General features: G+C 59.5%; 27 protein-coding genes. 22 read left to right on the forward strand and 5 right to left on the reverse strand.

Translation table 11 applies throughout. From position 1 onward, the window contains the following. The first annotated feature begins 23 nt into the window (after nt 1-23). The 3 genes from RYC18_RS14955 (at nt 24) to RYC18_RS14965 (ending at nt 2,553) form a co-directional block, all read left to right on the forward strand. Nucleotides 24-1,049: an aminoglycoside phosphotransferase family protein gene (locus tag RYC18_RS14955; protein WP_044321423.1), complete on the forward strand. Its 1,026-nt coding sequence runs from the start codon at nt 24-26 to the stop codon at nt 1,047-1,049. Nucleotides 1,050-1,113: 64 nt separating this feature from the next. After that, nucleotides 1,114-1,785: an N-acetylmuramate alpha-1-phosphate uridylyltransferase MurU gene (gene murU, locus RYC18_RS14960; RefSeq protein ID WP_257111276.1), complete on the forward strand. Its 672-nt coding sequence runs from the start codon at nt 1,114-1,116 to the stop codon at nt 1,783-1,785. Beyond that, nucleotides 1,786-2,553: a TerB family tellurite resistance protein gene (locus RYC18_RS14965; protein WP_004660130.1), complete on the forward strand. Its 768-nt coding sequence runs from the start codon at nt 1,786-1,788 to the stop codon at nt 2,551-2,553. Between the two features lie 32 nt (nt 2,554-2,585). On the opposite strand, the gene RYC18_RS14970 is transcribed toward RYC18_RS14965, so the two are convergent. Beyond that, nucleotides 2,586-3,572, reverse strand: a complete 987-nt coding sequence (locus RYC18_RS14970) for an alpha/beta hydrolase family protein (RefSeq protein WP_004663780.1) — start codon at nt 3,570-3,572, stop codon at nt 2,586-2,588. A gap of 78 nt (nt 3,573-3,650) precedes the next feature. On the opposite strand from RYC18_RS14970, the gene RYC18_RS14975 reads away from it, so the two are divergent. The 9 genes from RYC18_RS14975 to trpE all read left to right on the forward strand — a co-directional run bounded on the left by RYC18_RS14975 (nt 3,651) and on the right by trpE (nt 14,207). After that, a complete protein-coding gene (locus RYC18_RS14975) occupies nt 3,651-5,699 on the forward strand; it encodes a histidine kinase (protein ID WP_316886428.1) in 2,049 nt (682 codons plus the stop codon). After that, a complete protein-coding gene (locus RYC18_RS14980; protein ID WP_004660136.1) occupies nt 5,696-6,325 on the forward strand; it encodes a response regulator transcription factor in 630 nt (209 codons plus the stop codon). The genes RYC18_RS14975 and RYC18_RS14980 overlap by 4 nt, the downstream gene beginning before the upstream one ends. A 315-nt stretch (nt 6,326-6,640) precedes the next feature. Continuing rightward, nucleotides 6,641-7,765: an ABC transporter ATP-binding protein gene (locus RYC18_RS14985; RefSeq protein ID WP_005733265.1), complete on the forward strand. Its 1,125-nt coding sequence runs from the start codon at nt 6,641-6,643 to the stop codon at nt 7,763-7,765. An 82-nt stretch (nt 7,766-7,847) separates the two neighbouring features. Beyond that, nucleotides 7,848-8,882 carry a polyamine ABC transporter substrate-binding protein gene (locus RYC18_RS14990; protein WP_002551900.1) on the forward strand — a complete coding sequence of 345 codons (1,035 nt, stop codon included), beginning with the start codon at nt 7,848-7,850 and terminating at the stop codon, nt 8,880-8,882. Between the two features lie 77 nt (nt 8,883-8,959). Beyond that, entirely contained in the window at nt 8,960-10,207 is a 1,248-nt protein-coding gene (locus RYC18_RS14995; protein ID WP_316886429.1) for an ABC transporter permease, read from the forward strand. 11 nt (nt 10,208-10,218) lie between these two features. Beyond that, complete coding sequence (locus tag RYC18_RS15000) at nt 10,219-11,040, forward strand: ABC transporter permease (protein ID WP_002551902.1); 822 nt, start codon at nt 10,219-10,221, stop codon at nt 11,038-11,040. A gap of 126 nt (nt 11,041-11,166) precedes the next feature. Continuing rightward, complete coding sequence (gene rpe, locus RYC18_RS15005; protein WP_005733270.1) at nt 11,167-11,841, forward strand: ribulose-phosphate 3-epimerase; 675 nt, start codon at nt 11,167-11,169, stop codon at nt 11,839-11,841. Beyond that, nucleotides 11,838-12,656 (forward strand): phosphoglycolate phosphatase, encoded by an 819-nt coding sequence (locus RYC18_RS15010; RefSeq protein WP_004667099.1) that lies wholly within the window; start codon nt 11,838-11,840, stop codon nt 12,654-12,656. Before rpe ends, RYC18_RS15010 begins: the two co-directional genes overlap by 4 nt. 69 nt (nt 12,657-12,725) lie before the next feature. Beyond that, a complete protein-coding gene (gene trpE, locus RYC18_RS15015; protein ID WP_005743990.1) occupies nt 12,726-14,207 on the forward strand; it encodes an anthranilate synthase component I in 1,482 nt (493 codons plus the stop codon). Between the two features lie 355 nt (nt 14,208-14,562). Here the strand turns inward: trpE and estP are convergent, their stop codons facing one another. The 4 genes from estP to RYC18_RS15035 all read right to left on the reverse strand — a co-directional run bounded on the left by estP (nt 14,563) and on the right by RYC18_RS15035 (nt 17,967). Then, nucleotides 14,563-16,485 carry an esterase EstP gene (gene estP / locus RYC18_RS15020; RefSeq protein WP_316886430.1) on the reverse strand — a complete coding sequence of 641 codons (1,923 nt, stop codon included), beginning with the start codon at nt 16,483-16,485 and terminating at the stop codon, nt 14,563-14,565. Nucleotides 16,486-16,590: 105 nt separating this feature from the next. Continuing rightward, on the reverse strand, nt 16,591-16,833 hold the full coding sequence (locus RYC18_RS15025; protein WP_003316268.1) for a pyocin activator PrtN family protein: 243 nt from the start codon (nt 16,831-16,833) through the stop codon (nt 16,591-16,593). A 121-nt stretch (nt 16,834-16,954) separates the two neighbouring features. Next, nucleotides 16,955-17,203, reverse strand: coding sequence for a DUF1654 domain-containing protein (locus tag RYC18_RS15030; RefSeq protein ID WP_002551908.1), 249 nt, complete (start codon nt 17,201-17,203; stop codon nt 16,955-16,957). A 152-nt stretch (nt 17,204-17,355) separates the two neighbouring features. Then, nucleotides 17,356-17,967, reverse strand: coding sequence for a LexA family protein (locus RYC18_RS15035; RefSeq protein WP_003372744.1), 612 nt, complete (start codon nt 17,965-17,967; stop codon nt 17,356-17,358). Between the two features lie 189 nt (nt 17,968-18,156). On the opposite strand from RYC18_RS15035, the gene RYC18_RS15040 reads away from it, so the two are divergent. The 10 genes from RYC18_RS15040 (at nt 18,157) to RYC18_RS15085 (ending at nt 24,111) form a co-directional block, all read left to right on the forward strand. After that, nucleotides 18,157-18,600 (forward strand): hypothetical protein, encoded by a 444-nt coding sequence (locus RYC18_RS15040; RefSeq protein WP_004642425.1) that lies wholly within the window; start codon nt 18,157-18,159, stop codon nt 18,598-18,600. Between the two features lie 272 nt (nt 18,601-18,872). After that, the gene (locus RYC18_RS15045) at nt 18,873-19,067 is read left to right on the forward strand and encodes a Com family DNA-binding transcriptional regulator (protein WP_005733278.1); all 195 of its coding nucleotides are present in this window, start codon (nt 18,873-18,875) and stop codon (nt 19,065-19,067) included. Nucleotides 19,068-19,069: 2 nt separating this feature from the next. Then, nucleotides 19,070-20,242: a cellulase family glycosylhydrolase gene (locus RYC18_RS15050; protein ID WP_044324306.1), complete on the forward strand. Its 1,173-nt coding sequence runs from the start codon at nt 19,070-19,072 to the stop codon at nt 20,240-20,242. 122 nt (nt 20,243-20,364) lie between these two features. Beyond that, nucleotides 20,365-20,754 carry a hypothetical protein gene (locus RYC18_RS15055; protein ID WP_003411734.1) on the forward strand — a complete coding sequence of 130 codons (390 nt, stop codon included), beginning with the start codon at nt 20,365-20,367 and terminating at the stop codon, nt 20,752-20,754. Then, a complete protein-coding gene (locus tag RYC18_RS15060) occupies nt 20,735-21,073 on the forward strand; it encodes a hypothetical protein (RefSeq protein ID WP_003372736.1) in 339 nt (112 codons plus the stop codon). The genes RYC18_RS15055 and RYC18_RS15060 overlap by 20 nt, the downstream gene beginning before the upstream one ends. Before the next feature lie 46 nt (nt 21,074-21,119). Then, a complete protein-coding gene (locus tag RYC18_RS15065; RefSeq protein WP_316886431.1) occupies nt 21,120-21,710 on the forward strand; it encodes a hypothetical protein in 591 nt (196 codons plus the stop codon). Continuing rightward, nucleotides 21,707-21,895: a DUF2635 domain-containing protein gene (locus tag RYC18_RS15070; RefSeq protein ID WP_316886432.1), complete on the forward strand. Its 189-nt coding sequence runs from the start codon at nt 21,707-21,709 to the stop codon at nt 21,893-21,895. Before RYC18_RS15065 ends, RYC18_RS15070 begins: the two co-directional genes overlap by 4 nt. Nucleotides 21,896-21,913: 18 nt before the next feature. Continuing rightward, nucleotides 21,914-23,410 (forward strand): phage tail sheath subtilisin-like domain-containing protein, encoded by a 1,497-nt coding sequence (locus RYC18_RS15075; protein ID WP_057404121.1) that lies wholly within the window; start codon nt 21,914-21,916, stop codon nt 23,408-23,410. A gap of 60 nt (nt 23,411-23,470) precedes the next feature. Next, on the forward strand, nt 23,471-23,818 hold the full coding sequence (locus RYC18_RS15080) for a phage tail tube protein (protein WP_003316279.1): 348 nt from the start codon (nt 23,471-23,473) through the stop codon (nt 23,816-23,818). Continuing rightward, complete coding sequence (locus RYC18_RS15085) at nt 23,815-24,111, forward strand: phage tail assembly protein (protein ID WP_002551918.1); 297 nt, start codon at nt 23,815-23,817, stop codon at nt 24,109-24,111. The genes RYC18_RS15080 and RYC18_RS15085 overlap by 4 nt, the downstream gene beginning before the upstream one ends. Nucleotides 24,112-24,234 lie beyond the last annotated feature (123 nt).

Consider the following 24,234-nt stretch of genomic DNA (forward strand, 5'->3'; position numbering starts at 1 on the left):
TAGCGCCGTCGGAGACCCTTGTAATGTCAGATCAAGATATACGCCTGCAATCCCTGAAAGTTTGGCTCGATGAGCAGTTGCCAGCGCTGTTTGCGGCGCAAAATTGGGGCGCTGTACCCCCGGCTACATTGACTGCGGCCAGTAGTGACGCAAGTTTTCGTCGTTATTTTCGCTGGGAGGGCGCTGGCCGAACTTTTATTGTGATGGACGCGCCGCCACCGCAGGAAAACTGCAAACCGTTTGTGGATATCGCTCATTTACTGAAAAAGTCGGGCATTAATGTTCCAGAAATTTATGCCGAAGACCTGACGCAAGGCTTTTTGCTGCTCAATGATCTTGGCCGTCAGACCTATCTGGATGTGATTGACGCTGACAATGCCGATGCCTTGTTCGCCGATGCAATCCAGGCGCTGCTGGCCTATCAGCAATTGCCGATGGACGCGCCGCTGCCCAGCTATGACGTCGCGTTGTTGCGCCGTGAACTGGAGCTTTTCCCCGAGTGGTACGTAAAGCGCCACCTGGGTATCGAGATGGACGAGGCGCAACTGAGCGATTGGCGGCAGGCCAGCGAGTTGTTGATCAACAGCGCTCTGGCGCAGCCCAAAGTGCTGGTGCATCGCGACTACATGCCGCGAAACCTGATGATCAGCGAGCCCAATCCAGGCGTGCTGGATTTTCAGGACGCTGTCTACGGCCCGGTCACCTATGACGTGACTTGTCTGTTCAAGGACGCGTTCCTGAGCTGGCCACAAGAACGCGTCAGCGACTGGCTCAGAATCTACTGGGATCAGGCGCGTGCAGTTGGTATCCCGGTGCAGGAAGATTTTGCAGCCTTTGAGCGCGCCAGTGATCTGATGGGTGTTCAGCGCCATTTGAAGGTGATCGGTATTTTTGCCCGCATCTGCCACCGCGATGGAAAACCGCGCTATCTGCAAGACGTCCCGCGCTTTTTCGCTTATATAGAGGCAGTTTTGTCGCGTCGCCCCGAGCTGGCCCAACTCGGGCAATTGCTTACCAGTCTGCAGCAACCGGTAGAGACCGCTGTCTGATACGCCAGCGACGGCCTGAAAATGGCTATTTTGAAAGAAACCTGATTGTGTTGAAGAGGACTGCATGAAAGCCATGATTCTCGCCGCCGGTAAAGGCGAGCGAATGCGCCCGTTGACCCTGCACACGCCCAAACCGTTGGTGCGTGCCGGGGGGATGCCGTTGATCGAGCACCACCTGAACGCCTTGCGCGCAGCCGGGTTTCACCAGCTGGTCATCAACCATGCCTGGCTGGGGCAGCAGATCGAGGATTATCTGGGCGACGGTCAGCGTTTCGACCTGAGCATCCGTTATTCCCCCGAAGGCCAGCCGCTGGAAACAGGCGGCGGGATTCATCGGGCCTTGCCATTGCTGGGCGTTGAGCCGTTTGTGGTGATCAATGGGGATATCTGGACGGACTATGACTTCAGCGCTTTGCGCGTGCCGCTAGCCGGTCTCGCGCATCTGGTGCTGGTCGATAACCCGGCACATCACCCCACTGGCGATTTCTCGTTGGTCGACGGTCAGGTACGCGATGACGATTCGGCAGGTCAGCGGCTCACCTACAGCGGTATCGCTATCCTGCATCCACAGTTGTTTGCCAACTGTGAGCCCGGTGCGTTCAAGCTTGCGCCGTTGTTGCGTGAGGCCATGCATCAAGGCCTGGTAACGGGAGAGCACCACAGAGGGCGGTGGGTCGATGTCGGCACGCACGAGCGTCTGGCTGAAGTCGAGCAGTTGCTTGCGGAGACCCGCTGAATGCTTTGGCCTGGCACATTGATCGGCGCGGGTGTCGGCTATGCAATTGCCAGCATCCCGGGCGCGATGCTGGGTGCTCTATTGGGGCAGGCGCTGGACCGGCGCCTGAAGCTGCAGAGCTGGGCGCACCTGCGCGAGCGTCTGGGCGGGCGGGCGGCGATACCCGCCGATGGGCTGCTGTTTGTATTGCTGGGCCGTCTGGCCAAGAGTGACGGACGTGTCCTGGCCAGTCATATTAATCAGGCCCGTACCGAAATGCGCCGTCTGAACCTGAACGAGGCGGATCAGTTGCGCGCCATCAACGCCTTCAAACGCGGTCGTGACGGTGCCGACGGCCTGCGCAGTTATTTGCGCGGTCTGCACGGGCAGCCGGACACCGCCGAGGAGTTGTTGCGTGCCTGCTGGCGCATGGCCTGGGCGGATGGCAAGGCTTCCCGGGTCGAGCGCGAGCTGATCGGAGTATGGGGCATGTGGCTGGGCTGGACAGGACCACAAGTCGAAGCGCTGGCTGCCGATCACGACCCGATGAAGCGTTCGCCGGTCAGTAGCGGTGATGACTACAAAAGCGCGATGACGCTTCTGGGAATAAAACCGGACACCGATCCTTTAAGCATCAAGCGCGCCTACCGTCGGCTGCTCAGTCGGCATCACCCTGACAAGGTTGCCGGTTCGGGTGCCAACCCTCAGCAAGTGCGGGTGGCTACCGACAAGACCAGCCAGCTGCATAACGCCTATCGGGTGGTAAAGGCCCGACGCGGGTTCAACTGAGCCTGCTGTGCGTCGGGCGCTCGGGGTGAAGCTTATTTTTCTTCCTTGGCGTCTATCCAGCCACGAACCCTGCGGAACAGTTGTTCTTGCTCGGTATCTTCATTGCCCACGATATTGATCAGACCAATCTGCGTAAAACCGGGGCCTTTGGCGCGTTTGCTGGCCTGCAGACGTGCTTTGGCGGCCTGGTCCGGCGAGTTTTTGTAGATGAAGTCGGCGGTCTTTATTTTCAGCTGAGGCACCATGTCCAGCAGAGAAGGCGCAGCATTGACCGGCTCGCGCGCAGCAAGCATCACCAGCTTCTGCACGGCAGGCGATGTGCGTTCATTGAGGAATCTGGCTGCCCAATAGGCACCGCTGCTATGGCCGATCAATACGATGCTGCGAGCCTTGTTCTGCTGCGCAAAGCTGATCGCGCTTTCGATCCGCGCGAAGATGCGCTCGGCCTGAGCCTTGTTGAGTTCCTCGTCGGCAGCTGCCTTTGCGGTTGCTGCGGCAGCCAGAGCCTCGGCTTCAGCTGCCGGGTCTTGCGCTTTCGCACTGGCGTCCTTGGGGGATTCCTTGGGTTTGGCAGCGTTCGCGTCGGTCGAGGCGGCGTCGGGCTCGCGTGGCACCAGGCTGTTGTCTATCGCATCCGGCAGGGTGATGCTCAGGCTTGACCAGCCGACATCCGGAAATTTTCTGCGCAGCGGGCCGACGGCATCCGGCCAGTCCGGTGACTCGGCGTCGCCAGGCACAATGATCACCGCGCCCTGGGGCTCGTCACTGTTTGCGGGCTTCCAGAGCGCGAGAAAGCTTTCGTCACCCGCCTGAAGTTGCTGCTGATCCTCGCGAGGCAATTGACGCTCCAGCGCTATCGCGTCTTCCTGCGAGCGGCTGAGCAGCGGTGCCCGTTCTACCGGCGCTTCGGCAGCCGCGTCCTTGGCCGGGGCCGGATCGGCTGCGAGCACAGGCAATGCGCAAGGCAGGACCAATGACAGAAACAATGCAGGAAACGTTGCGCGAAAGGTGTAGGACATCGGATATTCCAAGCCAGAAACTGTCCCGGCAGCCTAATGGGTTGATCGGCTTTTGTCAGGCCTGAGCCTGCGCGGCATATGGCCGTCATACGAACACACGAGAGCGACACATTGATGATTGGTCTTCTGCGCACCGGCTTTATCGGCTGCCTGGCTTTGCTCTTGATGGTTCAGATGGCGAATACGCAGGCCGACGAGCCACAAACGCCTGAACCTGCGCAGTTGAGTTCAGCACAGCGTAGCTGGCTCGATCAGCATGGCCCATTGCGGATTGGCCTGGTACTGCGCGCGCCTTACGCCCAGTTCGATCAGCGTTTGCAGCAGTTGTCCGGCGCTAACGTCGACCTGATGAACGCGCTGGCAGCAACGCTGCCGGTCGAGTTGCTGTGGCGGAACTTTCCTGATCAGGCGGCGCTTGAGAAGGCTCTGGCCAATGGTGAAATCGATGTTGCGCCTGGTTTGATGCAGACCCCGGCGGGCCTGCGTCTGTGGTTGTTTTCCGATCCGTATCTGCGTGTTTCGCAACTGTTGATCGGCGAACGTGACGGCAGCACTGCCGTGGACCTCGAGAAACTCGACAGCCTTTCGCGGGTTGCTGTGCGCATGCCAGGCCCTGCCGCTGATTACCTGCGCAGCAATTTTCCGCACCTGAACCTGCAAGGCGTACCGCTGGAGCGTCAGGCGCTGCAATTGTTACTCAGTCAGCAGGCACGCTATGCCGTGGTGGACGAAGCGCAGCTCAGCCGCCTGCTCCGCGAGCCGGAGTTTGCCGGGCTTGCGATAGTGGGGGATATCGGGCTGCCGCAATTGTTGCGCGTGGCTTCACGCCGTGACATGCCGGAGCTGGCCGCCATTGTCAGCGAAGCGTTGCGCGCGATTCCTGCCAAAGAGCTGGAGCAACTGCACGCGCGCTGGATGCCACTCACCCCATCGCATTTCATCGAGTCGACCAAGCTCTGGAAAAATCTGTGCATTCTGCTCCTGGTAATGTTGCTGGCCTGTTTCACCATCGTGATCTGGCAGCGTCGCCAGCAGCAAGCGCAGGAGCAGGAGTTGCTTTGCGCGCGAGAAGAACTCGCCCGTCGCGTCGAGGGGGAGGAGGCGCTGCGTCTGGCGCAATTCTCCATCGACCAGAGCACTGTCGGCATCCTTTGGGTCAATTGGGACAGTCGTGTGCGTTACGCCAACCGGGCGGCGGAATCCATGCTCGGCTACGCGCCGGGACAGGTGGTCGAGCGCCCGTTGATTGATTTCGAGCCCGGTCTGCACATGGACCGCTGGCTCAACCTGTGGAAGAACGCACGTTCCCGCGAAGACAGCCCGCAGGTGTTCGAGGCCCATTGTCTGCGCGCTGATGGCAGTCTTCTGCCTGCCGATGTCTCGTTGAGCTTCCTGCGCTTTCACGAGGCGGAATACCTGGTGGTGTTTCTCAGCGACGCCAGCGAACGACGCCGTGCGCATGATCAGTTACGTGAATTATCAGCGCACCTGGAAAGCGTGCGTGAAGAAGAGAAGGCGCGTATTGCTCGCGAGGTGCATGACGAGCTGGGGCAGATGCTGACGGTGCTGAAGCTGGAAACATCAATGTGCGAACTGGCCTATGCTGACCTGGACCCCGGCCTTGGTGAGCGACTGGACAGCATGAAGCGTCTCATCGCTCAGCTGTTTCAACTGGTGCGTGATGTTGCCACGGCATTGCGGCCACCGATTCTCGACGCCGGCATTGCGTCGGCCATCGAGTGGCAGGCACGCCGTTTCGAGGCGCGCACGCAAATCCCTTGCCTGGTGCAGGTGCCGGACAACCTACCGATGCTTAGCGATGCCAGAGCCACTGGCATGTTCCGGATTCTCCAGGAAGCGCTGACCAACGTCATGCGCCACGCCCAGGCGCACACGGTGGAAATCAGCCTGACGTTGCAGGATGGCATGATGTGCATGAGCATCGCCGATGACGGGCAGGGGTTTGTCGTCGAGTCGGGCAGGGTGGTTTCATTCGGTCTGGTCGGGATGCGCGAGCGGGTGCTGATGCTCGGCGGCAGACTGGAGCTGGACAGCGATGCCGGTGAGGGCACAACCTTGCGCGCCTACATCCCGTTGGACCCCGTCGCACAGGAGCGAAGCCAGTGATTCGTGTTTTGGTAGCCGAAGACCACACCATCGTGCGTGAAGGGATCAAGCAGTTGATTGGTCTGGCCAGAGACCTGCAAGTGGTCGGTGAGGCGAGCAATGGCGAGCAGCTGCTCGAAACCTTGCGTCATGTGGCCTGCGAAGTGGTGTTGCTGGATATCTCCATGCCCGGCGTCAATGGTCTTGAGGCGATTCCGCGAATTCGCGCACTGGCCAGTCCGCCCGCCATTCTGGTGCTGTCGATGCACAATGAAGCACAGATGGCGGCACGTGCGCTGAAAGTCGGCGCCGCAGGTTATGCCACCAAGGACAGTGACCCGGCACTGCTGCTGACGGCAATTCGTCGGGTAGCGGCAGGCGGGCGCTATATCGACCCGGACCTCGCCGACCGCATGGTCTTTGAAGTGGGCCTGACCGATAGCCGGCCTTTGCACTCATTGTTGTCGGAGCGCGAGTTCTCGGTGTTCGAGCGCCTGGCGCAGGGCGCCAACGTTAACGACATCGCCCAGCAACTGGCACTGAGCAGCAAAACCATCAGTACCCACAAGGCGCGGCTGATGCAGAAAATGAAACTCAACTCACTGGCCGATCTCGTCAAATACGCGATGGAGCACAAACTGCTCTGAGTCTGAAAACGACACTCCAGTTGAGTGTCGGGTCGGTGCCTTACTCACAACTATCGTGCGACGCTCCGCGTCGGCATGCCGTTCTGGACGCTCTGCGTCCTCTTTTGTGACGCAGAGCGTCACGCACTGCATTCCCACGCTGGGGCGTGCGCAACGATCAGGCTCACTCACATACTCAATCGCGCCATCGCTGTAGGGCAATCCCTACCCTCAGCCTTCCAGCCTGCCTAGGCGATTCTCTCCCGGCTGCCGATTTGCGGGGCATTCAGGCTGCTCTAGGCTTGAGCCCACGCAGACAAAACAAAGGTGTGGGTAATGAGCGACGTCGATACAAGCGCTGGAGCAAATGATGTTCTGGTCAGCTTTCGTGGTGTGCAGAAGAGCTACGACGGCGAAGCACTGATCGTCAAAGACCTTAACCTGGATATTCGCAAGGGTGAGTTCCTGACCCTGCTCGGGCCTTCCGGCTCGGGCAAGACCACCAGCCTGATGATGCTGGCAGGTTTCGAGACCCCGACGGCTGGTGAAATCCTCCTCGGTGGCCGCGCCATCAACAACGTGCCGCCGCACAAGCGCGACATCGGCATGGTGTTCCAGAACTATGCATTGTTTCCACACATGACGGTGGCCGAGAACCTGGCGTTCCCGTTGTCAGTGCGTGGCATGAGCAAGACCGATGTTGGCGAGAAAGTTAAAAAGGCGCTGGGCATGGTCCAGCTGGACACCTTTGCGCATCGCTACCCGGCGCAGTTGTCCGGTGGCCAGCAGCAGCGTGTGGCGCTGGCGCGTGCGCTGGTGTTCGAACCGCAACTGGTGCTGATGGACGAACCGCTCGGCGCGCTCGACAAGCAACTGCGCGAGCACATGCAGATGGAGATCAAACATCTGCATCAGCGTCTGGGTGTGACCGTGGTCTACGTGACCCACGACCAGGGCGAAGCCCTGACCATGTCCGACCGGGTCGCCGTCTTCCATCAGGGCGAGATCCAGCAGATCGCACCGCCACGCAGCCTGTACGAAGAGCCGAAGAACACCTTTGTGGCCAATTTCATTGGCGAAAACAACCGGCTGAACGGACGTCTGGTCAGTCAGGATGGCGACCGCTGTGTCGTCGAGCTTGAGCGCGGCGAAAAAGTGCATGCGCTGGCGATCAACGTCGGCCAGCCTGGCGGCCCGGTGACCCTTTCTATCCGCCCTGAGCGCATCAACCTCAATGGTCGCAGCGAGAATTGTGCAAACCGTTTTTCCGGCCGCGTGGCCGAGTTCATCTACCTGGGCGACCACGTTCGCGTGCGTCTGGAGGTAGCCGGCAAGAACGACTTCTTCGTCAAACAGCCGATTGCTGAACTGGACCCGACGCTCAGCGTGGGCGATGTCGTGCCGATCGGCTGGCAAGTCGAGCACGTCCGCGCGCTCGACCCCTTGCAGCAAGTGCATTGATCTATCAATAAAAGCAATAACAGAGGCGACCTGATCGCCCATCCCAATCGCTTACCAACACTGCTCGTGGAGAAAAGAACCTATGTTGAAGTCTTTGAAGTTCACCGCTATCACGTTGGGCCTGATGTGCGCCGCGCAGGCCATGGCTGCCACCGACCTGACCGTCATCTCCTTTGGCGGTGCCAACAAGGCCGCTCAGGAAAAGGCGTTCTACGCGCCGTGGGAAAAGGCCGGTAACGGCAAGATCATCGCCGGTGAATACAACGGTGAAATGGCCAAGGTCAAAACCATGGTCGACACCAAGAGCGTTTCCTGGGACCTGGTAGAAGTCGAATCGCCGGAACTGGCCCGTGGTTGCGATGAGGACATGTTTGAGGAGCTGGACCCGAAACAACTGGGCAATGCCGCTGATTTCGTGCCTGGCGCCATCACCACCTGCGGTGCCGGTTTCTTCGTCTGGTCCACCGTGCTGGCCTACAACGCCGACAAGGTCGCCACAGCTCCAAACGGCTGGGCCGATTTCTGGGACACCAAGAAATTCCCAGGCAAGCGCGGTCTGCGTAAAGGCGCCAAGTACACCCTGGAATTCGCCCTGATGGCTGACGGCGTTGCGCCGAAAGACGTTTATAAAGTGCTGGCCAGCAAAGACGGCCAGGACCGCGCGTTCAAGAAGCTCGATGAACTCAAGCCAAACATTCAGTGGTGGGAAGCAGGCGCACAGCCGCCGCAGTACCTCGCTTCCGGTGACGTGGTGATGAGCTCGGCCTACAACGGCCGGATCGCTGCTGTGCAGAAGGAAAGCAACCTCAAGGTCGTATGGACTGGCGGCGTGTACGACTTCGATGCCTGGGCCATCCCGAAGGGCTCGAAAAACGCCGATGCCGCGAAGAAGTTCATCGCCTACATGCTGAGCCCCGAGCAGCAGAAGACCTATTCGCAGAATATCGCCTACGGCCCGGCCAACACCCAGGCGGTCAAGCTGCTGGACAAGGAAACCCTGCAGAACATGCCGACCACGCCTGAGAACATCAAGGATCAGGTGCAGATGGACGTAGCGTTCTGGACCGACAACGGCGAATCCCTTGAGCAGCGTTTCACTGCCTGGGCTGCCAAGTAATCAGGCTGCATCACGTCAGATCCGGGCGCTCTCTGCTGTAGGGAGCGCCCTCTCGTTGAAAGATTCCGGAGTTCGCTATGGCCATCGCCGTGCCCCTGACTGAAGGCGCCAGCCCTAACTTGAAGCAACGTCTCGCTCGCGCCGAGCGGGTCAACCGCTGGAAGGCTCAGGCATTGATCGCTCCGCTGGTGATTTTCCTGCTGTTAGTGTTTCTGGTGCCGATTGCTGCGCTGCTCTACAAGAGTGTCGGCAACCCCGAAGTCGTCGCCGCATTGCCGACCACTGTGGTCGAAGTGCAAAAGTGGGATGGAAAAGGGCTGCCGCCCGAGTCGGTCTACAAGGCAATGAGCCTGGACCTGGCCGAAACACGCAAGAATTCCACGCTGGGCGATCTGTCCAAGCGTCTGAACATGGAACTGGCCGGTTATCGCAGCCTGCTGAGCAAGACCGCTCGCGCCTTGCCGTTCAAGACTGAACCGGCCTCTTATAAAGAAGCGCTCGAAGCGCTGGACGAGCGCTGGGGTGACCCGGCCTATTGGCAGGCGGTGCGCCGCAATACCAGCAGCATCACCCCGTATTACCTGCTGGCGGCGGTAGACCATCGTATCGATGACCTTGGGGAAGTCGCGCCTGCGACCCCGGATCAGGCGATCTATCTGGATATCTTTGCCCGTACCTTCTGGATGGGCCTGGTGATTACCGCGATCTGTCTGGTGCTGGCTTATCCGCTGGCTTACCTGCTGGCCAGCCTGCCTGCGCGGCAGAGCAACCTGCTGATGATTCTGGTGCTGTTGCCGTTCTGGACCTCGATTCTGGTACGTGTGGCTGCCTGGATCGTGTTGTTGCAGTCGAGCGGTCTGATCAACAGCGCGTTGCTGGCGATGGGCATTATCGACAAGCCGCTGGAACTGGTCTTCAACCGGGTGGGCGTATACATCTCGATGGTGCACATCATGCTGCCGTTCATGATCCTGCCGATCTACAGCGTGATGAAGAACATCTCCCCGACCTACATGCGTGCCGCCATTTCACTTGGCTGCCATCCGTTCACCAGTTTCTGGCGCGTGTACTTCCCACAGACCTACGCCGGGATTGGTGCAGGCTGTCTGCTGGTGTTCATTCTGTCGATCGGCTACTACATCACCCCGGCCTTGCTGGGCAGTCCGAACGACCAGATGGTCAGTTACTTCGTCGCCTTCTATACCAATACCAGCATCAACTGGGGCATGGCCACCGCGCTCGGCGGGTTACTGCTGTTGGCGACCATCGTGCTGTACCTGATTTATAGCTGGCTGGTCGGCGCCAGCCGCCTGCATCTGAGCTGAGGAGTGTCACCATGTTGAACCCCTACACATCGCCGATCGAACGCATCTGGTATTACGCCCTGCGCATCATCTGTGCGCTGGTGCTGCTGTTTCTCGTGTTACCGGTGCTGGTCATCGTGCCGTTGTCGTTCAATTCAGGCAGCTTTCTGGTCTATCCGCTGCAAGGGTTCTCGTTGCAGTGGTATCAGGACTTCTTCAACTCCGCAGAGTGGATGCGCGCACTGAAGAACAGCATGATCGTTGCCCCGGCCGCTACGTTGTTGGCGATGGGCTTCGGCACGCTGGCGGCGATCGGCCTGACCCGTGGCAACTTTCCCGGCAAGGCGCTGGTCATGGCGCTGGTGATTTCGCCGATGGTGGTGCCAGTGGTTATCGTCGGTGTCGCCAGTTACCTGTTCTTCGCGCCGCTGGGCCTGGGCAACAGCTACACCTCGCTGATTCTGGTCCACGCGGTACTGGGTGTGCCGTTCGTGATCATTACCGTGTCGGCCACTTTGCAGGGTTTCAACCACAATCTGGTACGCGCTGCCGCCAGCCTCGGTGCATCGCCGCTGACTGCATTCCGTCGTGTGACCCTGCCGTTGATTGCGCCAGGGGTGATTTCCGGTGCGCTGTTCGCCTTCGCGACCTCGTTCGACGAAGTGGTGGTGACGCTGTTCCTCGCCGGGCCGGAGCAGGCGACCTTGCCTCGGCAGATGTTCAGCGGCATTCGCGAAAACCTCAGCCCGACCATCGCTGCCGCCGCGACCTTGCTGATCGGCTTCTCCGTGCTGTTGCTGCTGGTACTGGAGTGGTTACGCGGGCGCAGTGAAAAACTCCGAACGGCTCAATAACCGGGCGCCGCAAGTTTCAAGCTGCCAGCCAAGGCGAATCCATTGGCGTGCAGCTTGAGGCTTACCGCTCCAGGCGAAGCTTGGCGTACAATCCGCGCACCGTGATTCTGCTCAAACAGGTGCGTCATGCAGCCCTTCGTTATTGCCCCATCGATTCTTTCCGCTGACTTCGCCCGTCTGGGTGAGGAAGTCGACAATGTGCTGTCCAGCGGCGCCGACTTCGTTCACTTCGACGTGATGGACAATCATTACGTCCCGAACCTGACCATTGGTCCGATGGTGTGCAGCGCGTTGCGCAAATATGGCGTTACTGCACCGATCGATGTGCATTTGATGGTCAGTCCGGTGGATCGCATCATCGGTGATTTCATCGAGGCCGGTGCCACCTACATCACTTTTCATCCGGAAGCGACCCAGCACATTGATCGGTCGTTGCAACTGATCCGTGAAGGCGGCTGCAAGGCGGGGCTGGTGTTCAACCCGGCAACTCCACTGAACCTGCTGGAGTACGTGATGGATAAGGTCGACATGATCCTGCTCATGAGCGTCAACCCGGGTTTCGGCGGGCAGAAGTTCATTCCCGGCACGCTCAACAAGCTGCGTGAAGCGCGGGCGTTGATCGATGCGTCGGGCCGTGACATCCGTCTGGAAATCGACGGTGGCGTAAACGTCAACAACATCCGTGAGATCGCAGCGGCAGGTGCTGATACCTTCGTTGCCGGTTCGGCCATTTTCAACGCGCCGGACTACCGGGAAGTGATCGAGAAAATGCGTGCAGAACTGGCAGCATCCCGCGCATGAGCGGCTTTGAGCAGCTGTTTGCAGGCAAGTTGCCCAAGCTGATCATGTTCGACCTGGACGGGACCCTGGTGGACTCGGTCCCTGATCTGGCAGTAGCGGTGGATACCATGCTGGCTGAACTTGGCCGGCCAATAGCCGGGCTTGAGTCGGTCCGCGCCTGGGTCGGCAATGGCGCACCGGTGCTGGTACGCCGCGCGCTGGCCAACCACCTCGACCACAGTGGCGTCGATGATGAACTGGCTGAGCAGGGTCTGGAGATATTCATGCGTGCCTACGCTCAGAAGCACGAGTTCACCGTGGTCTACCCCGGCGTACGTGAAACCCTGAAATGGCTGCAGAAGATGGGCGTCGAAATGGCCCTCATCACCAACAAACCAGAGCGCTTTGTCGCGCCGCTGCTGGATGAGATGAAGCTGGGGCGTTTCTTTCGCTGGATCATCGGTGGTGACACCATGCCGCAGAAAAAACCTGACCCTGCCGCGCTGTTTTTTGTAATGAAAATGGCGGGTGTGCCTGCCTCGCAAGCGCTGTTCGTTGGCGATTCGCGCAGTGATGTACAGGCTGCCAAGGCGGCCGGTGTGGCCTGCGTCGCGTTGAGTTATGGCTACAACCATGGGCGGCCGATTGCCGAGGAAAACCCGGCGATGGTCATCGATGATCTGCGCAAACTGATTCCCGGTTGCCTGGACATGGACGCTGAGATACTGTTGCCCGACATCAAACGTCCCTCCTCAAGAGAATCCATCGTGGTGGTCACTCGCAAGCTCTGGATGAAAGTCATCAAGGCCCTGGCCCGCTGGCGTTGGCGCGCCTGACTTGATCCTGGCCGGCCTGCCGGCACGTTTGCCTGACTGACCGTTTTTCCTCAAACCACGAGGTTGCTCATGAACCGTGAAGAATTCCTGCGTTTGGCCGCCGAAGGCTACAACCGCATCCCGCTTGCCCGCGAAACCCTGGCCGACTTCGATACGCCGCTGTCGATCTACCTCAAGCTTGCCGATCAGCCCAACTCCTACTTGCTGGAGTCGGTTCAGGGCGGCGAGAAGTGGGGGCGTTATTCGATCATCGGCCTGCCATGCCGCACCGTGATGCGCGTTCATGGCCATCACGTCAGCGTGACCCACGACGGCGTCGAGATCGAAAGCCTGGATGTCGAAGACCCGCTGGACTTCGTCGAGACCTTCAAGGCGCGTTACAACGTACCGACGATTGCCGGGCTGCCACGCTTCAACGGCGGGCTGGTGGGCTACTTTGGCTACGACTGTGTGCGCTATGTCGAGAAGCGTCTGGCCAACTGCCCGAACCCGGACCCGCTGGGCGTGCCGGATATCCTGTTGATGGTGTCTGACGCGGTCGTGGTGTTCGACAACCTGGCGGGCAAGATGCACGCCATCGTGCTGGTCGATCCGGCGCAGCAGGATGCCTACGCACGTGGCGTCGCGCAGCTTGATGAACTGATGCACAAGCTGCGTCAGCCGATCACTCCGCGTCGCGGTCTGGACCTGGACCGGCCTCCGGCTGCCGACCCGGTGTTTCGCTCCAGCTTTACTCAGGATGATTACGAGGCTGCGGTCGACACGATCAAGCAGTACATCCTCGCGGGTGACGTCATGCAGGTTGTGCCGTCGCAACGCATGTCCATCGATTTCAAGGCCGCGCCCATCGATCTGTATCGGGCGCTGCGCTGCTTCAACCCGACGCCTTACATGTACTTCTTCAACTTCGGCGACTTCCATGTCGTCGGCAGTTCGCCGGAAGTGCTGGTAAGGGTCGAGGACAACCTGATTACGGTGCGTCCAATCGCCGGTACTCGCCCTCGCGGTGCCACCGAAGAGGCCGATCTTGCGCTGGAAGAAGACCTGCTGTCCGATCACAAGGAAATCGCCGAGCACCTGATGCTCATCGATCTGGGCCGTAATGACGTTGGGCGGGTGTCCGAGATCGGTACGGTCAAACTGACCGAGAAGATGGTTATCGAGCGTTATTCCAACGTGATGCACATTGTTTCCAACGTCACCGGTCAATTGAAAAACGGGCTGACGGCAATGGACGCACTGCGGGCGATTCTGCCGGCTGGCACGTTGTCCGGTGCGCCGAAAATTCGCGCCATGGAAATCATCGATGAGCTGGAGCCGGTCAAGCGCGGTGTCTATGGCGGCGCCGTGGGGTATATGGCCTGGAATGGCAACATGGACACGGCTATCGCGATTCGTACTGCGGTGATCAAGAACGGCGAACTGCATGTACAGGCCGGTGGCGGCATTGTTGCCGACTCGGTGCCGGCATTGGAATGGGAAGAAACCCTGAACAAGCGCCGCGCCATGTTCCGCGCTGTTGCCCTGGCGTCGCAGCCTGCCGAGGGTTGAGCAGGCGTGCTGCTCTGGTAGTTAGATAGCTATCGTTCCTCATGCTCCAGCGTGGGAATGCCTTGGGTGACGCTCCGCGTCAGAGATTTGCACCGCGCCGCAGTTCTCAGGAGAGGACGCGGAGCGTCCAGAACGGCATGCGACGCGGAGCGTCGCACGATAGCCTAGATTATCGTTCCTCACGCTCCAGCGTGGGAATGCCTTGGGTGACGCTCCGCGTCACAGATTTGCGCCGCGCCGCAGTTCTCAGGAGAGGACGCAGAGCGTCCAGAACGGCATGCGACGCGGAGCGTCGCACGATAGTGAAACCCCGAAAAAGCGCCACGCACGATAGTGAGGCTGCCCAGCGGACTCTCTAGAAACTCATACTCAACGCAACATTCACACCTTGCTGGGTCACGTCGTCGTTCTTGCGCCAGTTGTAGTTGCCGCGCAGTGTCAGGTCTTGAGTCAGCTTCTGGCTGACGCCCAGCGTTGCCCGATTCAGGTCGCGTTGCGGTGTGTAACCTTCCAGCGTGAAACCCACTGACTGGACGCTGTTGAGCGCCATGGTCACGTCCTGCTGATCGGTCTCGAACTCCCGTTCATGGGCAACTTCTCCCCATACCTGTGTGCTCGGTGTCACCTGGAACTTGCCCTGCACACCCACGCCTGCACGCCGCGACTTGCGGGTCTGGTCGCTGAAGGTCAGTGCCGTCGAGCGATCACCTTTTTCCGAGTAGCCATCGACATCGATGTGCGCGTAGTCGGCGCTGACAAAAGGCGACAGATGCCAGCGGCTGGAAGCCCCCGCGATGTCGAAGCCGACTCGACCGCTGGCCGCCCAAATCTCACCGTCGGTATCGCCTTTTTCCTGACCCTCGCTGACCCCCAGTGCGAACTTGCGCTCGGCATTTTCGTAGTCCAGCTTGCCGCCTGAAACCGCCAGATCACCCCACCAATGGTTGGCCTGATACTGTAGAAACGCGGTGGCGATGTAGCTGTTGAGTTTGTAGTCCGAGTCCCTGGGGCCTGCCTCAAGATTCTGCCGATACGCTCCGGCAACAACGCCGGTGCGCCAGTTTTCGGCAAATCGGTAGCTGCCGCCGATGGTCAGGTTGTAGCCTCTTCCATCAGCATCGGCCGAGCTGTCCTGCGCGTCGAAGTCCATTTTCTGACCGCCTGCGGCGATGATGCTCTGCCACTGGCCGACGCCTTGCCAGTTGCCCCAGTCGCTCAGCCACTGCGCGCGAATCTCGTCCTGATGCATCCGCAGCGTGCCATTGGCCATCTCCGGCAACAGGGTTATTTCCCATGGGGCCGAGAGCAACGAATAGGCGTAGTCGGCCAGCAGTCGTTGTCCGGCTTCCGTCGGGTGGACGCGGTCGTTGAAAAACACTCGGCTCGGATTCGGCGTCGCGCTGGACCTGCCGTTGGCTGCGCTTTCTGTGCAGCTGTCGCCACTGAAGCAGGTACTGACCAGGTTCTCGTTGGGATCGAACCCGAAGCGTGCCGGTTCAGCGAGGACTTCATTGATCAGCAATGGAACATTCAGTGGAATGATCTGGGCATTCATCTGCGCCAGTCGGCTGACCAGTTGCTGATTGAAGCCCGCGCTGAGTGCGGAAGTTGCCGAAGCCAGTGGCGAACCGCTCAAGGCTGGCGTTTTACCGATATCCGGCAGCAACCAGACCATGATGTAGCGCGCACCGGCCTGTTGCAGGGCTTGCGCGCTGTCAGCCAGCTGATTGGCGGCTTGCGCTGCGCTGCTGGCACTCACCACGCGACCCTGCAGGAAGTCGTTGCCGCCTCCGGTCAGGTAATAAAGCGCATTGGGGTCGGCGCGAAAACCGTTTGCGGGCAGGTAGCCGGTCCGGCTGCGCAGCAGTGTGCCTGTGTTCGGGTCGACAACGGTGGATTGCGAGTTGATCGACTCAAGAATCTGGTCGGTCCGATAGCCGCCGACTGCCCAGTTATTGCCATCCGGGGCGCCCAGCGCAGCATTGACTGGCGACGTGGAGGCCGCCAGATCTCCTGCCGGAACACCGAGCATTCTGCCAATCAGCGTCGATGAGTTCAGATTGAACACTTCACCGCTGCCGTCCTGATACGTGGGGCCGACACGATTGGTGAACCTTAGCGTAGAGCCCCTGGGCCCTGCGGTATCCGGAAACTGCCCGGCATCGGCCAGACTGTCACCGAATACCACCATGGTCGAATAGGGCGCGGCAGCAGCGGTGCCGCAGGCAAGCGATAACAGGCAGGCCGCGAAGGGCCAGCGCCTCGATGTCTTGGTCATGAACGGATCCCGATTGTTTTTGTTTTGTACCGGAAACGTAGCAAGATTTTTCATGGCTGCAAAGTTTGATGAACATTATCGCGCTGCGGCGGTGCTTTTTTGACCTCAGGCAGCCCTGTTGGTCACGATGGCGCTCAGATAGTTGGCCAGGTCATGCAGGTACACGAAGGGGTGACCCTGACGACTGCCGCCTGTGCGGCTGACCTTCAAGTCGATGCGTCCTGCGTTGATCTTGCGCAGCAGATTTCTGTCGTTCGACAGGTGCGAAAAATAACGCTCTCTGACGGCGCTCAGCGAAGGGCACGGCGTGGCGAATTCTTTGCGAAGTTGATCCAGTATTTCGTTCATTCCATGACTCCCTGTGGTTTGCATGTGAGTACTCCCGAGATGGGGTGCAGACAAACAATACGATATGTAGCGCGTCGTGACAATACAGTTTGTATTTTAAATACGATTTGTATTGTTCGTCTTACAGGGAATCGATGTACCAGGACACGCGAGCAGTGCCGTTTTCAGGGTTGCGGGTGACGCTGATACCTTCGGCCTCGCTGATCTGATCCATGATGCGCTCCCAGTGAGCCACCGATTCGCCAGGCTCCCTGATCAGCAGGACCTGATGCTCGATCTGCGCCTTGTCACTGGTGATAGCGTCCTGAATGCGCTGTGCCAAGGCCAGGTAAGCGTCATGTTGCGAGGTGTCGGGGAACTGCTTGAGCATGAGTGAACTCCTTTTTACTGTATGTGCATACAGTAATTGAGGGGTGTTTCTCACGCAAGCTACAAATGTTTCCTACACGGACACCTGCCCGGGGTGAAACAGTGGCGCATGAAAAAGCCCCGGTTATCGGGGCTTGGACGTGGCATGCCGGGTCAGAGACGCATCGTCATCTGCCTGATGACACCGATCAGTTTGCACTCCTCGGTCACCGCAAGGGTCGGGTAGGCGGGGTTCAGCGGCTTGAGAAAGTAGCGTCCGGCGTCTTCGACCAGTTTTTTGAACGTGGCCTCGTTACTTTCCGGCAGTTTGGCGATGACCAGCTTGCCGGCAGTGGGCTCGATTCCGGTGTCGACCAGAATCAACATGCCTTCAGGAATGCTCTGGCCTGCGGGTGCGGTCATCGAATCGCCACGGACCACCAGCCAGAAGGCTCTGCCCTTGGCTTTATAGTCGCTGATCTCGAAGGTGTCCGAATAGCCGGCAGGGTAGGGCTCGACGGCTTCACTCCAGCCACCGGCCTCTACCCAGCTGATGACCGGATAGCGATAGAAACGCGAGGGCTGCACCGTGGGCTCCACGTTGTGCATGCCGGGCTCGCTGGCCGGAATGGAGGTGGTGAGAATCGGCAGGCCGAGTTCGGTCAGGAATCGATTGATGACCTCGATCTTCGGCTCACGCTTGCCATTCAGCCAATGCCCTACCGCGCCGGGCGTCACGCCCATCCGCTCAGCCATCTCTTCCTGGCTGATCTGCTGGGTTTCCATGACCTGTCTTGCGACTTCATACCATTTTCTGTTCATGCATCGAATCATACAGGCTGTAGGGTGTTGAGCAATATACATAATGTAATGCTTCGTTGTGTCATAAAAATACAAAATGTATTGTAAGGCCTTGGTTCTGCGCAGCGAAAGACGTTGCGCAGCGTTTCAGAAAGGTCCTACAGGAGAGACACGATGATCGAGAAAATAGAAGCCGTGATGCAGCATTGGGGGGAACAGCGCATGCGCATTGGCCTGGGCGGCGGACTGAGCAGCCCGATGGCCGGGATCATGGAGTGGGGCGCGTACATTCCGCGTCGCACACCCGGCTCGCGCGCACTGGTGGGTAATGGCAGCGGCCTGGACTATATAAGCAGCGAAGTCGAGGCGGCTGTGGCGCAGCTTTCGCGCAGCCCTGCAAAGAGCCGCGGGCCTGAACTGGCCCAACTGGCGACATTGCGTTATGTCGAGTCGTTGCCGGTGCGCGAGCAGATGCGTCTGGTGGGCATCAATGAAGGCGCAGACCGCACCTATCGCAACTGGATCAACAAGCTTCACCAGCAAGTGCTGGCAATTCTCGCTGAGCGCAGCGCTTCCAGAAGCAACAACGCCGTCGCCAACAAAGCTGCACAGGGCTGAACGAAGACACGGTTTCACGCCGTTTATCCGGGTCGATTGCACAGCTGTGGCCGAACTCGTGTTGAACTCCGGTCAAACTCGACCCACCCCGAAACTGCCCCTTCCCAGCCTTTCCGGAGGGGGGTAAAAAGGTCCCACGATATGCGATTTGCGCCTCAGGGCAGCAGCCGGAAACAGGCTGATCAACAGCCACAACCGGTCACTCGCGACCCATCTCAAACCCCGCCTCGGCGGGGTTTTTCATTGGGTCAGGCACACGGAGGCCAGTGCAAATGTTGAAGGACTTTCGATGCGGGCAGTGCAAGAAACTGCTGGCCCGCATGGGTGAGTACACAGAGCTCCAGATCAAATGTTCCCGCTGCGGAACGTTGAATCATGTGAAGGCCGCGAGCCTCGAGTTATCGCCGTTGAGCGACAGAGGTACAGCAGCGTCGTTGCTGCCTCGCGGTGCTAATCAGAGGTATTAATCATGTCCAATAGCAGTTCTGCTGTCAGCCAGCTCAAGAATATTCCGCTGGTAGGTATCAACCTGGGTTCAGTGGCTAACGCCGGGCAGATCGTGCCTGGCGAGGCAGGGACTCATTATCAGTGGCCCAATCGTGGAACCATCACTACCTGGGTCAAGAATCGGGGCGTGCGTCTGATCCGTTTCCCGTTCGAACTTCAGCGCGCTATTCAGCTGTCGACTCTGGACGGCCTGCCAGGTCAAGGGGCGAACCTGAATACCGACTTCGTGAAGCGCTGGAAAGAAATGCTTGGCTGGATTCGTGAAGACTCCAATGGCGAGGCCAGAATCATTCCTGATCCGCACCACTACATGCGTTTGCATCGCTACGAAACCGATGCAAACGGGAACCTGACCGGGCGCATTCTTCCTGCCGCGGAGGCCGGTAATCAGAACGGCTGGAAGGCAACCGAGTCGGTATTGATCAAGGATGGGAACGGTGTCAACGGCACTTTCTGGAGCGCCGTTCACCTGGCCAACTTTCACCAGAAGCTGGTCACCGAATGCGACGATCCAATGGTGTTGGGCTGGGGGTTGGGTAACGAGCCGTATTCGAATACTACGGTGGGTGCCAAGGACTACATTACGTTCCCTGCTCTTGAGGCGCTGTACATCAGCACGATGAATACCGTGCTGCAGGCGTTGCGCAACAGCTCGAAAAAGCCGGTGTTCATTTGTGGGCTTGAGTTTGCAAGCGCCAGAAACTGGGCCACCGTCTCTGCCAACCTTCAGTCGAAGATCGTCGACCCGGCCAATGCCATCGTCTGGGAAGCCCACGCTTACGGCGATTACGATAAAAGCTCCAGCGGTGCCTACGCCAATAACAACGACCTGATCTCGCCGACCGTTCTGCGCGATGAAATCGTGGGTCCGTTTCTGACCTATGCCAAGACCAACAAGATGGCCGCATTTATCGGCGAAACAGGGATTCCGCCAACGGCTGCCGGTCGCACCGCGCTGAAAAACCTGCTCGATAAAGCGAAGGCGGAAAAAGTGCCAGTGACACTGTGGGTCACAGGGCCAGGCACCGATGGCGAAAAGATGAGCCTGGAGGCCAGCAATCAGGCGGAGACCGTCGCACTGGTCACACCGTACTTTGCCGAGCGCATTGCCCTGTGGGGTTATGCACAGGCATGACGGTGCAAGTCATTCCGTTCTGACCTAACAACGGAGCCCCGCATCAAGGGGCTCTTTCCAGTTTATTCAGGCTTTCGATTTTCGAGGGCCTTGAGAGTCCACCACCCTATTACGGAGCACCAATGGACCCAACCGACCTAGGCCCAGGCACAGCTACCTGGCTGGGCGGCACGGGCACAATACTGCTTGGCGGCTTTCTTTGGCTGCGCAAGTTTCTTTCCAGAGATGCAACAGACCGGGCGATGGACAACGCGGACATCGGTACGGTGCGCCGCCTCAATGAGCTGCTCGACTCCGAGCGCCAGGCGCGCAAGGAAGCCGAAGCGCGGGCTGATCAGTTCGCCAAGGAGCGCAACGAGCTCGCCGCAGCGGTTGGGCGGATGGAGGGCAAGATCGAAGCCCTAACCAGCCACATCGTTCAACTCACCGACAAGGTCACCACGCAAAGCGCCGAAATAGCCCGCCTGCGATCCCAACTCGGAGGTGCAAACGATGCACAGATGCGCAATTGATTTCATCGCTCGCCATTGGTGGCGGCGCCTGGAGGTCTGGCTGATTTCCGTGCTGCTGATCGCCGGCTGCCTGATGCTCGGTTTTCAGGCCGGGCAGTGGTCGGCGAATGCCGAGCATACGCAGCAGCTGGCCGAGGTTCGCAATGCCTACGACGCAGCGCTGGGCAAGCGCGACCGGCGCCTGGACAGGCTGGCCGAAACCACCACCCAGGCGGCAGACAAGGTCGAGAGTGCTGCATCAATTGCCAATCAGGCTGCTCACACGGCCAGCCGTGCTGCAGACAAGGCTGATGAGGCGTTGGGCAAGGCGAACCAGTAGGCGTTTCCCACGCCGCAATCAACCTTCAACACACGCGGAACCCCTCATGAAGATAACCCCGATAGTTGCCCACTTGCAGGCGACCTGCCCGAGCTTTGCCGGGCGAATCAGTGCCGGTATCGACTGGGCTGCCGTCGCTCTGGGCGATCAGCTCGCTCACCCGTCGGCGTACGTGATTGCCACTGGCGATCAGTCCACCGCCAACGATTTGCAGAACGTTATTCGCCAGAACATCACCGACTGGATTGACGTGGTGGTGGTGCTCGACGGCGGTGACAAGCGCGGGCAGGAAGCCAGTGAGCAACTGCACACCCTGCGCGCTGAGTTGTGGCGAGCGTTGGTGGGCTGGAACCCGGATCGCGATTACGACGCGATGCAGTACACCGGTGGCGCGCTGGTGCAGATCAGCGGCGACCGGGTGACGTATCGCTTCGGGTTTGCAGCGCAGTTTCAACTGGGCCGCAACACCTCCGATCAGCCTGCCGAGACCTGGCATGAAGCGTATCTGGACGGTTTGCCCGGATTTACCGGCGCCACCCTCGAGATGGACTGCGTTGACCCCGCAGATCCGAACCTGAAATCCCCCGGCCCTGATGGCCGTATCGAAGCGAAATTCACAATAGAGGTAACACCATGACTCAACGCATCACTGTAGTACCGGCCGAGGGCCGCACTGTGCCGGATCCGGAGACGGGCGATTTGCTGCCCGTCGAAGGTCGGCAGGTGACCTTCAACGCCTGGTGGCAGCGTCGTCAGAACGACGGCGACATCACCCTTCAAACCGAGCAATCCACCACCACCCATCAAGCCTTCAAGGCTTAACCAAGAGGAAGCCAAACAATGGCTATCAGCTTTAACAACATTCCATCCGATGTTCGCGTGCCGCTGTTTTATGCGGAGATGGACAACTCTGCCGCCAATAGCGCGTCGGCCAGCATGCGTCGACTGATCGTTGCGCAGGTCAACGACGATGTGTCCGGCCCCGAACTGGGTTCTCTGGTGCTGGTGCCGAGCGTGGCGCTGGCGAAAAACATCGGCGGTCAGGGCTCCATGCTGGCCTCGATGTATGAAACCTGGCGCAAGGCGGACCCCACCGGCGAAGTCTGGTGCCTGCCGCTGCTCAATACCGAAGGCGCCAAGGCCGGCGCGAAAGTCACCCTCAGCGGGGCGGCGACCGAAGCCGGTTTGCTGAATCTGTATGTCGGCGGCATGCGAGTGCAGGCCACTGTCGTTAATGGCGCAACCGCTGCCCAGGCGGCCACTGCACTGTCGGTGAAGATCAATGCTACGCCGGATCTGCCAATCACCGCAGCTGTTGAAGCGGGTGTGCTGAGCTTTTCCTGCAAATGGAGCGGGGCAAGCGGCAATGACATCCAGCTGGAATTCAACCGACTGGGTAAAACCAATGGCGAAGTCATTCCGGCTGGCCTGACGGCGGCAGTCACGGCCATGACCGGCGGCGTGGGTACGCCTGATCAGCTCAAGGCACTGGCTGCGCTGGGCGATGAGCCGTTCGAGTTCATCTGCATGCCCTGGACCGACACTGCCACGCTGGATGCCTGGAAAGCGGCAATGGACGACAGCACCGGTCGCTGGAGCTGGGCGCGTCAGTTGTACGGTCACGTTTACAGCGCCAAGCGCGGCACGGTCGGTACGCTGGTGGCCGCAGGTCAACTGCGCAACGATCAGCACATCACCCTGCAGGGTGTCGAAAACGGTGTGCCGCAACCGGTCTGGCTGCAGGCCGCTGCCCTGGCTGCACGCACGGCGGTGTTCATCTCTGCCGACGCCAGCCGTCCGACCCAGAGCGGCACCATGCCTGGCATCGATCCGGCTCCGGCCAGTCAGCGTTTCACCCTGACCGAGCGTGAGTCGCTGTTGCGTTACGGCATCGCCACTGCGTACTACGAAGGCGGTTACGTGCGCATTCAGCGTTCGATCACCACCTATCAGAAGAACGCTTACGGCCAGGCTGACAACTCGTACCTGGACAGCGAAACCATGCACCAGTCGGCGTTCATCATCCGTCGTCTGCAAGGCATCATCACCAGCAAGTACGGCCGCCACAAGCTGGCCAACGATGGCACGCGCTTCGGTGCCGGCCAGCCGATCATCACGCCGAGCACCATCCGTGGCGAGTTGATTGCGCAATACGCACGTCTTGAAGAAGAGGGTCATGTGGAGAACGCCGAAACGTTCGCCCAGCACCTGATCGTCGAGCGTGACGGCAATGACCCAAGCCGCGTGAACGTGATGTTCCCGCCTGACTACATCAACGGCCTGCGCGTGTTCGCGCTGCTCAACCAGTTCCGCTTGCAGTACGACGAAGCGGCATAAACCTAACCAACCCTTTCAAGCCCGCCTCGTGCGGGTTTTTTCATTCTGGAGATAAACAACATGGGTCAGAAAGTTGCGGGTACCTGCTACATCAAAGTGGATGGCACCCAATTGACCATCAGCGGCGGCGGCGAAGCGCCTCTGATGAACATCAAGCGCGAGACGGTCGTGCCTGGTTACTACAAGGAAACCGAAAAGGCTGCCTGGTTGAAATTCACCGCCGTGCATACCGCGGATCTGCCGCTCAAGCTGCTCACTACCGGTGTGGATATGACCATCACCTGTGAGTTCAAGAACGGCAAGACCTACGTCCTGTCCGGCGCCTACCTGGTCGATGAGCCGAGCAGCAAGGCTGACGACGGCACCATCGAACTGCAATTCGACGGCAATCAGGGGAGCTGGCAATGAGTGAAGTCATCGACCTGGCCAGCCCGATCGAAGCGCACGGCGAAACCCTTTCGCAACTGACCTTCCGGCGCCCTACGGCGCAGGAAGCGCGGGCTATCAAGGCCCTGCCGTACAGGATCGACAAGAACGAGGAAGTTTCCCTGGATCTGGACGTGGCGGCGAAGTACATCGCCGTCTGCGCCGGCATCCCGCCCTCGTCGGTCAATCAGATGGACCTGTGCGACATCAATACGTTGAGCTGGAAGGTTGCGAGTTTTTTCATGGCAGCGGCATCAGCAACCTTGAAGGACTGATCGCCGTCGTTTACGACCTCGCGTACTTCTGGAAGACCGATCCCGAACTGATGATGTCCAGGGAGCTGGACGTCATCACCGAATCGATCTTGCAGGCGCAACGCATCAACCAGATCCTGCAGG

Origin of the sequence: Pseudomonas syringae group sp. 247E2, from assembly GCF_032587795.1 — a bacterium.
In the GTDB taxonomy this organism is placed as follows: Bacteria; Pseudomonadota; Gammaproteobacteria; order Pseudomonadales; family Pseudomonadaceae; genus Aquipseudomonas; species Aquipseudomonas amygdali.

Excerpts from the sequence above, each read along its gene's own strand:
- RYC18_RS15065 (WP_316886431.1), top strand. The coding sequence starts at position 21,120 with ATGAAGATAACCCCGATAGTTGCCCACTTGCAGGCGACCTGCCCGAGC.
- estP (WP_316886430.1), bottom strand. The coding sequence starts at position 16,485 with ATGACCAAGACATCGAGGCGCTGGCCCTTCGCGGCCTGCCTGTTATCG.
- RYC18_RS15045 (WP_005733278.1), top strand. The coding sequence starts at position 18,873 with ATGTTGAAGGACTTTCGATGCGGGCAGTGCAAGAAACTGCTGGCCCGC.
- RYC18_RS15000 (WP_002551902.1), top strand. The coding sequence starts at position 10,219 with ATGTTGAACCCCTACACATCGCCGATCGAACGCATCTGGTATTACGCC.
- RYC18_RS14965 (WP_004660130.1), top strand. The coding sequence starts at position 1,786 with ATGCTTTGGCCTGGCACATTGATCGGCGCGGGTGTCGGCTATGCAATT.
- RYC18_RS14990 (WP_002551900.1), top strand. The coding sequence starts at position 7,848 with ATGTTGAAGTCTTTGAAGTTCACCGCTATCACGTTGGGCCTGATGTGC.
- RYC18_RS15030 (WP_002551908.1), bottom strand. The coding sequence starts at position 17,203 with ATGCTCAAGCAGTTCCCCGACACCTCGCAACATGACGCTTACCTGGCC.
- RYC18_RS14985 (WP_005733265.1), top strand. The coding sequence starts at position 6,641 with ATGAGCGACGTCGATACAAGCGCTGGAGCAAATGATGTTCTGGTCAGC.
- RYC18_RS15040 (WP_004642425.1), top strand. The coding sequence starts at position 18,157 with ATGATCGAGAAAATAGAAGCCGTGATGCAGCATTGGGGGGAACAGCGC.
- RYC18_RS14970 (WP_004663780.1), bottom strand. The coding sequence starts at position 3,572 with ATGTCCTACACCTTTCGCGCAACGTTTCCTGCATTGTTTCTGTCATTG.
- RYC18_RS15055 (WP_003411734.1), top strand. The coding sequence starts at position 20,365 with ATGGACCCAACCGACCTAGGCCCAGGCACAGCTACCTGGCTGGGCGGC.
- trpE (WP_005743990.1), top strand. The coding sequence starts at position 12,726 with ATGAACCGTGAAGAATTCCTGCGTTTGGCCGCCGAAGGCTACAACCGC.
- RYC18_RS15010 (WP_004667099.1), top strand. The coding sequence starts at position 11,838 with ATGAGCGGCTTTGAGCAGCTGTTTGCAGGCAAGTTGCCCAAGCTGATC.
- RYC18_RS15070 (WP_316886432.1), top strand. The coding sequence starts at position 21,707 with ATGACTCAACGCATCACTGTAGTACCGGCCGAGGGCCGCACTGTGCCG.
- RYC18_RS15060 (WP_003372736.1), top strand. The coding sequence starts at position 20,735 with ATGCACAGATGCGCAATTGATTTCATCGCTCGCCATTGGTGGCGGCGC.
- RYC18_RS15050 (WP_044324306.1), top strand. The coding sequence starts at position 19,070 with ATGTCCAATAGCAGTTCTGCTGTCAGCCAGCTCAAGAATATTCCGCTG.
- RYC18_RS15035 (WP_003372744.1), bottom strand. The coding sequence starts at position 17,967 with ATGGAAACCCAGCAGATCAGCCAGGAAGAGATGGCTGAGCGGATGGGC.
- rpe (WP_005733270.1), top strand. The coding sequence starts at position 11,167 with ATGCAGCCCTTCGTTATTGCCCCATCGATTCTTTCCGCTGACTTCGCC.
- RYC18_RS15075 (WP_057404121.1), top strand. The coding sequence starts at position 21,914 with ATGGCTATCAGCTTTAACAACATTCCATCCGATGTTCGCGTGCCGCTG.
- murU (WP_257111276.1), top strand. The coding sequence starts at position 1,114 with ATGAAAGCCATGATTCTCGCCGCCGGTAAAGGCGAGCGAATGCGCCCG.
- RYC18_RS14975 (WP_316886428.1), top strand. The coding sequence starts at position 3,651 with ATGGCCGTCATACGAACACACGAGAGCGACACATTGATGATTGGTCTT.
- RYC18_RS14995 (WP_316886429.1), top strand. The coding sequence starts at position 8,960 with ATGGCCATCGCCGTGCCCCTGACTGAAGGCGCCAGCCCTAACTTGAAG.
- RYC18_RS15085 (WP_002551918.1), top strand. The coding sequence starts at position 23,815 with ATGAGTGAAGTCATCGACCTGGCCAGCCCGATCGAAGCGCACGGCGAA.
- RYC18_RS14955 (WP_044321423.1), top strand. The coding sequence starts at position 24 with ATGTCAGATCAAGATATACGCCTGCAATCCCTGAAAGTTTGGCTCGAT.
- RYC18_RS15080 (WP_003316279.1), top strand. The coding sequence starts at position 23,471 with ATGGGTCAGAAAGTTGCGGGTACCTGCTACATCAAAGTGGATGGCACC.
- RYC18_RS15025 (WP_003316268.1), bottom strand. The coding sequence starts at position 16,833 with ATGAACGAAATACTGGATCAACTTCGCAAAGAATTCGCCACGCCGTGC.